This window comes from Peribacillus sp. SIMBA_075 (genome assembly GCF_046534585.1).
On sequence record NZ_JAWRYN010000015.1, the window covers coordinates 93501 to 106611 of the forward strand.

Genomic DNA, 13111 nt, shown 5'->3' on the forward strand with positions numbered 1-13111 from the left:
TCAGCGTCCAGAATCCACTAATACCTACATTGTACAACACTTTCCATTGATTATGAAATCGATAAGACCCATTCTTCAACAAAATTAAGTGCTGCATCCAATTTTTCTGGGTCTTTTCCGCCGGCTTGGGCCATATCTGGACGTCCGCCACCGCCTCCGCCGCAACGGGAAGCAACTTCTTTGATCAATTTACCTGCATGGAAACCGCGATCGATATAATCCTTCGTGACTCCGGCAATCAAATTGACTTTATCACCTTGAGCCGATCCTAATACGATAATGACAGAATCGAGCTTTTGTTTCAAATCATCCGCCATGGCACGAAGATTATTCATGTCGGTAGCTTGAACCTTCGCCACCAATACTTGAACCCCATTTATGTCTTTTACGTTAGAAACAAGGCTTCCTGCTTCAATATTACTTAATTTTGCAGTCAGGCTTTCATTCTCACGATGAAGATCCTTCACTTCAGCCAAGACCGTTTCAATTCTTGACGGTACATCTTTCAAGTTCGTTTTCAGTTTAGCAGCCGCGTCTTTCAAGACACCAATTTGATCAGTCATCAATTTGTATGCTCCTGCACCCGTTACCGCTTCTATCCGGCGAGTTCCCGCTCCGATGCCGCTTTCTGAAACGATCTTGAACAAGCCTATTACCGCGGTATTCGGGACGTGAACGCCACCGCAAAGTTCAAGACTATAATCGCCTATTTGCACGACACGGACAATCTTGCCGTATTTTTCGCCGAACAGGGCCATTGCGCCCATCGCTTTGGCTTCTTCAATGTTTTTATAATCAGTGTTCACTTGAAGGCTTTGCCAAATCTTTTCATTTACAATCGTTTCGATCCGCTCAATCTCTTCCGCCGTTATCTGGCCAAAATGAGAGAAATCGAAGCGAAGGCGCTCAGCTTGTACGAGTGAACCTGCCTGATTGACATGTGTACCTAGCACATCTTTCAACGCCTGATGCAGAAGATGTGTCGCTGTATGATTTTTTGTGATATGGATGCGATTTTCATGATTTACCGAAGCAACGATATCGGAACCTGACATTAAAGTGCCGGCAGCCACAGTTACACGGTGCAGATTTTGGCCATTTGGAGCTTTTTGAACATCATGGACATCCAACTTAACGGATTCATTAGCCATCGTTCCTTTATCAGCTATTTGACCCCCGCTTTCCGCGTAGAAAGGAGTCTTGTTCAGTATTACCTGAACTTCCTCACCTTCTTGTGCGTCCGTTACAAGCTCGCCATTTTTAATGATGGCAGAAACTTTGGCTTCGACCGCAATTTGATCATAGCCGACAAACTCACTTTCAACTTTAATATCTCCCAATACCCCGCCTTGGATTTGCATGGAATCAACATCTTGACGCGCTGAACGGGCACGTTCGCGCTGTGCATCCATTTCTTTTTCAAATCCAGCTTGATCGACCGTCATGCCTTCTTCTTCTGCATATTCCTCCGTTAACTCGATCGGGAAACCATATGTGTCATATAAACGGAATGCATCACTGCCCGGAATGGTCGTACCGCCTTTTTCCTTTTCCTTTTTTATGACTTCAGAAAGGATGGACAGTCCATCATTTAGAGTTTCATGGAAGCGTTCCTCTTCATTCTTGATAACTTTTGCAATGAACTCTTTATTCTTGAGGACTTCAGGGTAGAAGTCTTTCATGATTTCGCCAACGACCGTCACAAGCTCGAACATGAATGGACGATTGATGTTGATTTGCTTAGCATAACGAACCGCTCTTCGAAGCAAACGGCGTAATACATAACCGCGCCCTTCGTTGGATGGAAGAGCACCGTCACCTACCGCAAAGGCTACCGTACGAATATGGTCGGCAATGACTTTGAATGCAACATCTTTTTCTGCATCGACACCATATTTCACATCGGAGATTTCTTCGACTGCCCGGATGATAGGCATGAATAAATCCGTATCATAGTTCGTCGCCACATCTTGAACGACGGAAGCCATACGTTCAAGTCCCATGCCCGTATCGATATTTTTCTTTGGAAGAGGTGTATAAGAGCCGTCAGGATTATGGTTGAATTGAGAAAACACAAGATTCCAGACTTCTAGATGACGTTCATTTTCCCCGCCTGGATATAGTTCCGGGTCATTCGGATCATCGCCGTATGCTGGTCCGCGGTCATAGAAAATCTCTGTATTCGGGCCACTTGGACCCTCACCGATATCCCAGAAGTTTTCTTCCAGACGAATGATTCTTTCAGCAGGAACACCGATTTTTTTATTCCAGAGTTCGAATGCTTCATCATCTTCTGGATGGATTGTCACAGCCAATTTCTCTTTGTCGAACCCAATCCATTTTTCATCCGTCAAAAACTCCCATGCCCATGTGATGGCTTCTTCTTTGAAGTATTCACCAATGGAAAAGTTACCGAGCATTTCGAAAAACGTATGATGACGTGCAGTTTTCCCCACGTTTTCAATATCGTTTGTACGGATTGCCTTCTGTGCATTTGTAATCCTTGGATTTTCAGGAATCACCCGTCCATCAAAATATTTCTTTAAAGTAGCGACACCTGAATTTATCCAAAGCAGTGATGGATCTTCATGAGGAACCAATGACGCACTTGGTTCGATGTTATGGCCTTTTTCACTAAAAAAATCTAAATACATTTGGCGGATTTGAGCACCAGTTAAATACTTCATATATATATCCTCCTTTTAAAATTATGTAATTTTGAGCACACAAAAAACTCCCATCCCAAAAACAGGGACGAGAGTTGACTCGCGGTACCACCCTGATTATGGACGCAGGGAAATCCCATGTCCATCACCTTCATAAAAGCCTTAACGCGGCATGACGGCAGGTATTAGCTGCTCTCAGGACTAGCTTTCTGCTGCTCTTCACCTTGCAGTCCCTTTCAGCCTAGGGGACCCCTCTCTTTTAGATGGACTTCAGCATACTTCATCCTTCAACGAATTATCTTATGTAATGGATTATATTCACAAGACTTTTATTTGTCAACAAGGGACGGCTTCTTTCTAAAGTGAACGCGGGCGTGCAGAACAAAAACTTTCAACACTGCCAAAATGGGAATCGAAAGGACCATGCCCGCGATCCCGCCTATTTCACCACCGGCCAATAATGCAAGCATGATGAACAGCGGATGCATATGAAGGCTTTTACCGACTATTAGCGGCGACAGGATATTCCCCTCAAGGAATTGGAGTGCAAGCACGATGACCGCAATGATCAATACCATTTTCACTGACATTGTCGCGGCGATAATCACTGCAGGAATGGCCCCGATTATGGGACCGAAATAGGGAATGACATTCGTTATTCCGATTATCGCCCCCAAAAGCAGCGGATATTGCATTCCGACTATCCAGAAAAGCAGCGAGGAAATTAAACCGATCACGGCACAGACGATGATTTGTCCGCGGATATAGCCTCCAAGTGACGCATCCACATCACGAACGAATGCCCGTCCCTGCTTTCGCCATTTTTTCGGTGTCATATACCATGCCATTTTTTTTAATGCCGTGAAATCTTTCAGGATATAAAAAGCAATGAATGGAATCAACGCAATCAGTAAGATGAAATCAATCATCTTCATTGCATACTCCATTGCCTTTTCGGGCATACGCTTCAGCCAGGCTTCAAAAAGGATGACACCTTCTTCGAATCTTTCATGAATTCCGAACGGCCAAGCTGCCGTTTGATGATTAAGCTTATCTATCCGGCTCCTGTACTGTTCAACCAGTTCCGGTACGCTTTCCGACAGCTCTCGAACCTGACTGACCATTACAGGAATGCCTTTATAAACAGCAAAACCAGCCCCTCCGAAAAACAGCAAATAGATGATCGTAATCGAAAGCCAGCGACGCATCCCTTTCTCATTTAAATATTCCACTACCGGGTGCAGCAAATAACTGATGAACGCACCAACAAAAAAAGGCAGCAGTACCGTCACACAAACAGTAACGACAGGTCCCCACATGGGCTTAAGTTTCATAAAAATATAGATAACGAAAAATAAGAGCAATAAAAAACCCAGGCGATAAAACCACTTTAGACGAATACTCACAATTAAACACCTCCCGCTCATTTATTCTTCGAAAGGCGGAAGGTTTTCATACATAAAAAAGAGTGCCCTCATTATCAGGACACCCATTCGGATTATAATAATGATTTTAATCTTTTGCGTATTTTCTTCATATTCCGTTTGATCATCTTCGAGTTCATCAAGTCCGAACCCATATTCATTAGATTATTGCGTGAACGTCTAGCCATTGCAAACACCTCTTCCGTTAATTACATACTGAAGCGGCGGTCATTTTCATCAAACAAATCGTCCAAAGAGCTTAAACTTCCATCTTCCTCGACTTGGTGCGTATTAATGATCCCTTCGGATAAGGTCATTTCAATAAAGCAATTCCAACAATAATATTGATTAACGCCAATCTTCCCAACATCTTTACTGCGGCAATTCGGACATTTCATTTCCAAAATGGACACCTCACTGTTCATAAACTGAAACAATGATGGTATCCTTCCCAAATGCAGGCGGCTGTTTTGATTCTATCACTGTCGACTCCGAGAAAAACCCATCCGTTGTTTCATACGCTATAATCGTGCCCATTTTTTCCCTGAAATATACATCCTGCAGTAAACCAAGCTCCTCACCCATTTCTGAAAAAAGCATGCGTCCCAATAATTCGTCCTTCGTTAAGCACATGGAATCCGCAGGCACTTTCCCTAGGGCTGAATCCTGATGGACGATGAAGATCCCATCTGGACCGAAAGAAGATATTTCGTCCAGTTTTAAATGAAAAGCTCTTTTGAACAATGCCTGTTGATGAATGACCAAGCCTGTTACCTGACCCGATTCAGATATCGATAAATCGTGGACCGTGCCGATCCTTTCTCCTTTGGTTGTAAAAACCGGCAGCCCTTTCAATAAAGAAAACGTCCGCAAGGTCATCCCGCCTTTCCGAACATTTTTATTATCTCTTTCATCATGAAAATAGATGTGCTGAAAGGTTTTCCATTGTTGCTCGACCTTACCGATATCCAGTGAGCGGGCATAAAAAAAGACCGGTTTCCCGGTCAGATCCACCTTACCATCCTCTGCTGGAACCTCCGCCGCCGGAACTTCCGCCGCCGCCGTCCCGTGGACCGCTGCCGCCTCCACGGCCACCGCCACCTCCGCGACTGATGAACATCAAGAGGATATTGAGTAATATTTGAAGGAAAAACCCTTTAAAGAACTTCGCATCGATGATGAATACGATGATGACAACGATGATAATGAGAAAAATCTGTAAACCTGATGGCCGAAAAGTTTCTGACTCGGGCTGAACGGATAGATCTTGATGAAACTCGTCACCTAAGTTATATTCTTTCGTGACATCGTTATATACGGCCTTATAGGTTTCAGTTAGGGCAAGGTCGGAATTACCCGCCTTCAGCTCGGGGATAGCCACATTGTCCAAAATCTGTCCCGATCTTATGTCGGTAATGGCACCTTCCAAACCGTACCCCACTTCAATACGGATTTTCCGTTCTTTCTTGGCCAGAACGATGAGGACTCCATTGTTCAGTTCTGCATCACCAAGCTTGAATGACCTAAATGCCTGTACCGAGTACTCTTCAATCTCAGATCCTTCCAACGAATCCACCGTCAAAACGGAAATTTGTGCTTTTGTGGCATCATCCAACCGTTTCCCAAGCTCGATGAGTTCGGATTTTTCCTGATCATCCAGGACTCCGGCAAAGTCCTGGACATATATATCCCCAACTGGTTCAGGAATTTTAGGTTGTGCTGCGACTACGTTTGCTAAACTGAACGTGAGAATGAAAAATAGCGCAAACACAGCGAGTCTTTTCATTATTTATCGCTCCCGAAATCAACCTTTGGCGTTTCTTTTTCTTGATCGGTCACTTCAAAATATGGTTTGGTATCGAACCCGAACGCGCCTGCCATCATATTCTTTGGAAAACGTTTAATCGTCTTATTATAGTTGGTAACTTCATCATTATAGTCTTTCCGTGCTACCGCCAAGCGATTTTCCGTCCCCTCCAAGCTATCCATGAGACCCTTGAAGTTTTCATTGGCCTTTAGATCCGGATAGTTCTCGACAACCACCAAAAGACGGCTTAAAGCCCCACTCAATTCTTGGTTCGCATCAATAGCATCTTTAGTCGAATTGGCACCTGCCAACTTCGAGCGTGCATCACTCACCGCTTTAATGGCTTCCGTTTCATGCGAAGCATAACCCTTCACCGTTTCGACAAGATTCGGAATCAAATCCGCTCTGCGTTTCAATTGGTTATCCACCTGTGACCACTTATTGTCTACGTCTTCATTGGCGCTTACAAGACCGTTGTAAGAAGATGCCCCATAAATGACAAGTAAAACGACAACGACTATTCCTATTATCCAACCTTTTTTCATCCAAATCCCCCCTGCTCTTTCACATTCATATAAGTTATATTCTATATTAGTTCCACCAAAACTATGAATTTCAAACAAAATTTATCAAAATGAAGAACCAAACATTGATCATCAGCTACATAAAATCATAAGGCGTGACATCCTCCATCCCGATCATCGGGTCAGCATTCGTGAAGATTTCAAGATAACTTGCTTCACGCTCTTGCACCTCTCCCTTTTCCACCGGCATATCCTCTTCACTCAAAATCTCCCGCAGCTTTTCATGCAAAGTCGTTTTCCGGCGCATCTCATCATTACGCTCGATCCCTAGACGGAATGCATCTTCTTCACCGCAAAGGATCAAGAAATTTTTACTGCGGGTAATCGCCGTATACAATAAATTACGGCGGAGCATCCGATAATAACTTCTCACTACAGGTAAAATGACAATGGGGAACTCGCTTCCCTGCGACTTATGGATGGAGCAGCAATACGCATGTGTAATCTGGTTCAAGTCCTGTTTCGTGTATGTCACTTCGATTCCCTCGAACGATATGATTACTTTATCGACATGATCGGTATTTTCCTTAGCGAACAATATGGACACGATTTCACCCATATCGCCGTTAAAGACACCCTCCTCTGGCTGGTTAACCAGTTGAAGCACCTTATCTCCCGTTCTGTATATCACGTCTCCGAATTTAATTTCCCGCCGCTTTTCATCCGCATTGCTATTGAACACTTCCTGAAGCATTTTATTCAGTGCATCAATCCCGGCAGGCCCTCTATACATGGGAGCCAGCACCTGTATATCCCTGGCGGTGAAACCCTTCGTCCTCGCATTCGCAACCACTTTCTCGATTACTTGAGCGATTTGCCCGGTCTGGCAGCGAATGAACGATCGATCTTCTTGCTGCTTCGTCACATCATCCGGAAGCTTTCCTTTTTTGATACCATGGGCTAATTCAATGATCGATGAGCCATCAGCTTGACGATAAATATGTTCCAGACTGACAGTAGGCACACAATTCGATGCAAGCAAATCCTTTAAAACCTGCCCAGGGCCAACCGATGGCAGTTGATCTTCATCACCTACCAATATCACTTGGACATTTTCCGGCAAAGCCTTAAACAGTTGATTGGCCAGCCATGTATCCACCATGGAAACCTCATCGATGATCACGATCCGGCCATCCAACTGATTATCCTCATCATGGGAAAAGCCTTCACTCCCGTTCCACCCCAGCAAACGGTGGATCGTAACAGCGGGGAGTCCAGTCGATTCGGCCATTCGTTTCGCTGCACGGCCAGTAGGAGCCGCAAGAACGAATGGAAATGGATCGCTTCCCTCTTTTTTATAATCATTAATGTCCATGGATACACCATGCAGCTCTGCATATAGCTCAACAATCCCTTTGATTACCGTCGTCTTACCAGTACCAGGTCCCCCCGTCAAGATCAACATGGGCGACTGCAGGGCTGTTTGTATCGCCTCTTTTTGAGCTGAGGCATAAGAAACATTTAGACGCTCTTCCAGCTTCCCAAGGGCCAGTAAAAATTCCGATTCCGGGAACTGGTCTTCATACTCGGTTTGTGCGAGTATCCGCTTGATGTTCGTAACAATTCCCTTTTCAGAATAGTAAAGTGAAGGCGGATAAATTCGTTGATCCTCGACAACGATTTTCCCCTCTTCCGTCAATTCGATTATTTCCGAGGAAATGTTCGTGAACTCTATGCGATCCCGTTTATTTTCCTCAAGCAATCGCTTGACCGCTTCCAATAGCTGCTCGGCTTCTATGTAGATATTTCCATCCTGAAGGCATTGTGATTCAAGTGTATACAAGCACGCAGCCTTGATTCGGTCGGGATGGCTGCCGGAAATGCCAAGCTGATGCCCAAGCTCATCCGCCCGTCCAAAACCGATCCCTTCAATATCCTCTACGAGCTTATATGGATTTCCCTGAACCATCGTGATCGTATCCTGTTTATACAATTGATAAATCTTCATCGACAGCTGCGGACCGAAGCCATATTGATTCAGGGCGATCATTACCTGCTCCAGACCTTGATGCTCGACTAATGTATCATAGAGGCCCTTTGCCTTTTCCCCGGATAGCTTCGGGATATCATCAAGTAACGAAGGCTGAGCCAGAATTTTGGAAATTGCCTTTTCCCCTAGTGTATCAACAATGCTCTCGGCTGTTTTTTTCCCAATGCCTTTGAACAGGTCACCGGATAAATAACTGACGATGCCTTCCTTTGATTGGGGCAAATCCTTGCGAAAATGCTCTACATGAAATTGGAGGCCAAAACGCGGATGTTCCTTCATCGCCCCATAAAAAATATAGATCTCATCCTCATGCATCCTCGGAAAGTAACCTGTCACGACAGCTTCCTTCTCTTCATAATTCAGATTCGTTTCATGCACACGAATTCTTACAACCGAGTACATATTTTCTTCATTATGAAAGATCGTCACCAAATGACTTCCTTTCATGAACATTTTCTCTTCTGAAAACAAATCCAATGAATCTTGCTGGCTCAACGCTTCTCCCCACCTTTCCATGCATATGCAGTCTATTTACTCAGCATTCATTTCTTCCATCAGTTTCTTACCATGTGCCGCAAGCATATGTTCAGGCTGTGCTTCCAAAGCTTTATCAAAATAAGCCATCGCCGCCTGCGCATCCTCACGATACCCGGCAAACGCAACACCTAAATTATAATAAGCATCCGCATGGCCTGGATCTTGTTCCACGACTAAATTCAGCTGATTGATCAATTCATCATATAATTCCGCATTTGCAAGACATAGCGCATATTGGAATCTCGCATCAACGTCCTCAGGGCTCAGCTCCACCGTTCTCTGTAAATAAGGCATCGCCAATTTAGGTTGATCTAACGCCATCAATGTCAATCCAAGCATAAAGTAAGCATCGCTGTTCTCCAGTCCCAAACGAATAGCCTTTTCAAACATATCCTTCGCTTCGATTAATTTAGTATCGGTTTCATAGTATAAGTTTCCTAATGAATAGTATGCCGCAGCTGCATTTTCATCCAGCTCGATCGCCTTTTTGTAAAACTTGACCGCTTTATCCGTTTCACCCACGGCAGTCAGTACATTCCCAAAGTTTATGTAGGCAACAGGCTCATTTGGATTTTCCTCGATTGCCTCATTAAAAACTTTCGCCGCTTCTTCGTATTTTCCTTGCTGCATAAACTCAATTCCTTGTTGATTCTTATCCATGATCATTTCACACTCCATTTTTCATATTAAAAAGTATAGCATAAGCCATCGGTCGAATTCAGACAGCACACCCTTAATCCAAAAGAAGTCCCCAACCGCAAACACAGCTGGGGACATGCTTATTTTACCCTACGTAAGTCAGTTTTTCACCTTTTTTAAATACTTCATCAATCGTACCGCCACCCAGGCACACTTCTCCATCATAGAATACGACTGCCTGTCCAGGTGTGATCGCGCGGACTGGCTCGTCAAAGATGACTTCGACATCACCATTTTCCAGAACCTTCACCTTAACACCGCTATCCTCTTGACGGTACCTGAACTTTGCCGTACATGTAAATTCACCAGCAGGTATATGTTCCGCTACCCAGCTGACATTCACTGCACGAAGGGAATTGGAATACAGCACATCATTATCAAAGCCTTGACACACATATAATAGATTGCGCTTCAAGTCTTTTCCCGCAACAAACCAAGGTTCGCCGCTTCCGCCAATCCCTAGACCGTGACGCTGACCAATCGTGTAATACATCAATCCGTCATGCTTGCCCATGACCTTTCCATCCATCGTGACCATATCACCGGGCTGTGCTGGTAGGTAATTGCTTAAAAACTCTTTGAAATTGCGTTCACCGATAAAACAGATGCCTGTTGAATCTTTTTTCGTTGCCGTAGCAAGACCCGCTTCTTTCGCAATCTCTCGGACTTCCTTCTTATCAATATGTCCAAGCGGAAACATGACTTTTTCCAATTGTTCTTGAGTAAGCTGGTTCAAGAAGTAGGTTTGATCCTTATTATTATCAATACCGCGAAGCATCTTGTATTCGCCATCCCGGTATTCAACCTGTGCGTAATGGCCTGTAGCCACATAATCGGCACCAAGGCTTACCGCATGTTCTAAAAATGCCTTGAATTTGATTTCCTTATTGCACATTACATCCGGATTCGGGGTGCGGCCCGCTTTATACTCATCCAAGAAATAAGTGAATACTTTATCCCAATATTGCTTTTCGAAATTGACCGCATAATAAGGGATGCCGATTTGATTACAAACGGCAATTACATCATTGTAATCTTCCGTTGCCGTACAGACTCCGTTTTCATCTGTATCATCCCAGTTCTTCATGAATATCCCGACCACATCATAGCCTTGATTCTTCAATAGCAGGGCTGACACAGAAGAATCCACGCCTCCTGACATACCCACGACGACGCGTGTATCTTGTGGTGCTTTATTCATTCTGTCACCTCATTTATTTAAAGAAGGAATTATCTTCCAACTAATCTTTTAACGATTTTCACGATGGTTTCAGCAGCATGCCTGACTTCCTCTTCCGTGTTGTTCAAACCGAAGCTGAAACGAATCGAATTCTTCGTCCGCTCCGAATCTTTCCCGAACATCGCCACAAGCACATGCGACGGATCGATTGACCCTGCTGTACAAGCGGATCCGCTCGATACCGCAACACCTGCCAAGTCCATATTAACGAGCATCGATTCCACATTCGTACCCGGGAAACTAATATTCAGCACATGTGGCAGCGACTGTTCCATTGATCCGTTAATTTCATATTGTACATCCGCCCCATCAAGGACGGCAAGCAATACGTCTTTATATTGCTTGTATTGCTCCTTTTTCTTTTCCATCATGCTTTGTGCAATTAAAACAGCTTCTGAAAAACCGGCAATAGCCGGCACACTCTCCGTACCCGCTCGGCGTTTGCGTTCTTGTTCCCCGCCATATAAATGCGGATTCAGCTTCAAGCCTTCACGTATATATAGAAAGCCGATTCCTTTGGGACCGTTGATTTTATGCGCTGTTACACTCAGCAAATCCACACCCAATTCACGAACATCGATAGAGATCAAACCATATGCCTGAACGGCGTCCGTGTGGAAAATGGCTTGATGACCTTTGAGCAATTGTCCAATTTCAGCAATCGGCTGGATCGTTCCGACCTCATTATTGCCGAACATGACCGAAACCAAAATCGTATCGTCCCGCAATGCCGCCTTTAAATCGGCAATGGAAATAAGCCCCGCTTCATTCACAGGTAAATATGTGATTTCAAAGCCAGACTTCTCAAGGAATTGGCATGTATGCAAAACCGCATGATGCTCGATCTCCGTCGTTATGATGTGCTTTCCTTTTTCTTCATAAGCATTCGCAACACCAATGATCGCCGTATTATCCGCCTCGGTTCCGCCGCTCGTGAAAATGATTTCATTCCGCCCGGCACCGATGCTTTTTGCAATACTCGAACGCGCCTCATCTAAAACATGGCGAGCCTCCCGCCCGAAAGCATGAATGCTCGACGGATTACCAAAGTCATGGCTCATGACTGTCATCATTCTATCGATCACATTCGGATGCATCGGTGAAGTCGCAGCATGATCTAAATATATTCTGTCCACTTTATTGTCGCCTCCATTAAAAAACGCAAGCGCCCACATAATAGGCGCATTGCTGATCACTTAAATATAGTACATATAAGAGTTGATTTCACCCGTATCCTTATAGTTCGCCAAATCCATAAGCGTCGTATTATCCAATACATCCTTCACAGCATCGCGGATCCGGATCCAAAGCTGGCGCTTCACCGGCTCTTCATCCTCAATGCCTTCAACAGGGGTAATCGGCCCTTCCAATACGCGAATGACATCACCCGAAGTAATCTCCTGAGGATCTTTAGACAAGACATACCCGCCATACGCACCACGGACACTCTTCACCAGCCCTGCATTACGTAGCGGCGCAATCAACTGCTCCAAATAATGCTCCGACAGATTATGCGTCTGGGCAATCGATTTCAAACTTTTCGGGCCTTCTCCATAGTGTTTAGCAAGCTCGATCATAATCGTTAAACCATAACGGCCTTTAGTAGATATCTTCATACATATACACCTCAAATTATTTATCCGTTTCTAAATTCTTTTGAAATTATAGCATATTCCCGCCAGAAATGCATTCAACCTCCCTTCATTTGTCAAATTATCCTAATTGGAGAGGTGGGGAATATATTGTTAAAAGACGGATTATCCAGTGTCAAGGACGAATTATCTACGCCAAGGACGAATTATTATCTATCAAGGGACGAATTAACTTCTTTGTAAGACAACGTACATTTTCCAAATGAAAGTTCTGTTCTTTGACACATTTACTTTTACTAAAAATACAGGAAACCTATCATTAATAGAAAACTAAAGACATCAAAAAAATCAAAGCTGGATATAGGGGAATATAGAGTCTTATCCTCTCTAAATACCCTTCCTGAAAAAGAGTATCTATTTTTTCATGACCTCCGTCTAATTGGATCACCCTTCCCCTTCCAAATCGACATCCTCATTGTCACTTCTTATTTTTTATTAAGGCTGTTTTCACATACTTTGTTGCTATTTACCAGGTAGTGAGTTGTGGTTGATTTCCCCTCCAGATGCTCGCT

Annotated in this window: 12 protein-coding genes; 1 reads left to right on the forward strand and 11 read right to left on the reverse strand. The window is 44.1% G+C overall.

Annotated features, from left to right (window positions below):
- Nucleotides 1-50: 50 nt before the first annotated feature.
- The 11 genes from alaS to cymR form a co-directional block, all read right to left on the reverse strand.
- Entirely contained in the window at nucleotides 51-2687 is a 2637-nt protein-coding gene (alaS, locus tag SB775_RS13565) for an alanine--tRNA ligase (RefSeq protein ID WP_089361576.1), read from the reverse strand.
- A 308-nt stretch (nucleotides 2688-2995) separates the two neighbouring features.
- Nucleotides 2996-4072 carry an AI-2E family transporter gene (locus SB775_RS13570; protein WP_089361577.1) on the reverse strand — a complete coding sequence of 359 codons (1077 nt, stop codon included), beginning with the start codon at nucleotides 4070-4072 and terminating at the stop codon, nucleotides 2996-2998.
- A 227-nt stretch (nucleotides 4073-4299) separates the two neighbouring features.
- A complete protein-coding gene (locus SB775_RS13575; protein ID WP_089361771.1) occupies nucleotides 4300-4488 on the reverse strand; it encodes a hypothetical protein in 189 nt (62 codons plus the stop codon).
- A gap of 16 nt (nucleotides 4489-4504) precedes the next feature.
- Nucleotides 4505-5179: a PRC-barrel domain-containing protein gene (locus SB775_RS13580; protein WP_410861881.1), complete on the reverse strand. Its 675-nt coding sequence runs from the start codon at nucleotides 5177-5179 to the stop codon at nucleotides 4505-4507.
- Complete coding sequence (locus SB775_RS13585) at nucleotides 5106-5876, reverse strand: TPM domain-containing protein (RefSeq protein WP_410861882.1); 771 nt, start codon at nucleotides 5874-5876, stop codon at nucleotides 5106-5108. The genes SB775_RS13580 and SB775_RS13585 overlap by 74 nt, the downstream gene beginning before the upstream one ends.
- Nucleotides 5876-6442 (reverse strand): LemA family protein, encoded by a 567-nt coding sequence (locus SB775_RS13590; RefSeq protein ID WP_410861883.1) that lies wholly within the window; start codon nucleotides 6440-6442, stop codon nucleotides 5876-5878. Before SB775_RS13590 ends, SB775_RS13585 begins: the two co-directional genes overlap by 1 nt.
- Nucleotides 6443-6557: 115 nt before the next feature.
- Nucleotides 6558-8966, reverse strand: a complete 2409-nt coding sequence (gene recD2 / locus SB775_RS13595; RefSeq protein WP_410861884.1) for an SF1B family DNA helicase RecD2 — start codon at nucleotides 8964-8966, stop codon at nucleotides 6558-6560.
- A 36-nt stretch (nucleotides 8967-9002) separates the two neighbouring features.
- Nucleotides 9003-9668, reverse strand: a complete 666-nt coding sequence (locus SB775_RS13600; protein ID WP_410861885.1) for a tetratricopeptide repeat protein — start codon at nucleotides 9666-9668, stop codon at nucleotides 9003-9005.
- 124 nt (nucleotides 9669-9792) lie between these two features.
- On the reverse strand, nucleotides 9793-10908 hold the full coding sequence (gene mnmA / locus SB775_RS13605) for a tRNA 2-thiouridine(34) synthase MnmA (RefSeq protein ID WP_317777383.1): 1116 nt from the start codon (nucleotides 10906-10908) through the stop codon (nucleotides 9793-9795).
- A gap of 29 nt (nucleotides 10909-10937) precedes the next feature.
- Nucleotides 10938-12083, reverse strand: a complete 1146-nt coding sequence (locus SB775_RS13610; protein ID WP_410861886.1) for a cysteine desulfurase family protein — start codon at nucleotides 12081-12083, stop codon at nucleotides 10938-10940.
- Nucleotides 12084-12143: 60 nt separating this feature from the next.
- On the reverse strand, nucleotides 12144-12563 hold the full coding sequence (cymR, locus tag SB775_RS13615) for a cysteine metabolism transcriptional regulator CymR (RefSeq protein ID WP_089361582.1): 420 nt from the start codon (nucleotides 12561-12563) through the stop codon (nucleotides 12144-12146).
- 336 nt (nucleotides 12564-12899) lie between these two features.
- Between cymR and SB775_RS13620 the strand changes: the two genes are divergently transcribed.
- Nucleotides 12900-13076, forward strand: a complete 177-nt coding sequence (locus SB775_RS13620; protein ID WP_410861892.1) for a nuclease-related domain-containing protein — start codon at nucleotides 12900-12902, stop codon at nucleotides 13074-13076.
- Nucleotides 13077-13111 lie beyond the last annotated feature (35 nt).

Excerpts from the sequence above, each read along its gene's own strand:
- cymR (WP_089361582.1), bottom strand. The coding sequence starts at position 12,563 with ATGAAGATATCTACTAAAGGCCGTTATGGTTTAACGATTATGATCGAG.
- SB775_RS13590 (WP_410861883.1), bottom strand. The coding sequence starts at position 6,442 with ATGAAAAAAGGTTGGATAATAGGAATAGTCGTTGTCGTTTTACTTGTC.
- mnmA (WP_317777383.1), bottom strand. The coding sequence starts at position 10,908 with ATGAATAAAGCACCACAAGATACACGCGTCGTCGTGGGTATGTCAGGA.
- SB775_RS13585 (WP_410861882.1), bottom strand. The coding sequence starts at position 5,876 with ATGAAAAGACTCGCTGTGTTTGCGCTATTTTTCATTCTCACGTTCAGT.
- alaS (WP_089361576.1), bottom strand. The coding sequence starts at position 2,687 with ATGAAGTATTTAACTGGTGCTCAAATCCGCCAAATGTATTTAGATTTT.
- SB775_RS13575 (WP_089361771.1), bottom strand. The coding sequence starts at position 4,488 with ATGAAATGTCCGAATTGCCGCAGTAAAGATGTTGGGAAGATTGGCGTT.
- SB775_RS13600 (WP_410861885.1), bottom strand. The coding sequence starts at position 9,668 with ATGGATAAGAATCAACAAGGAATTGAGTTTATGCAGCAAGGAAAATAC.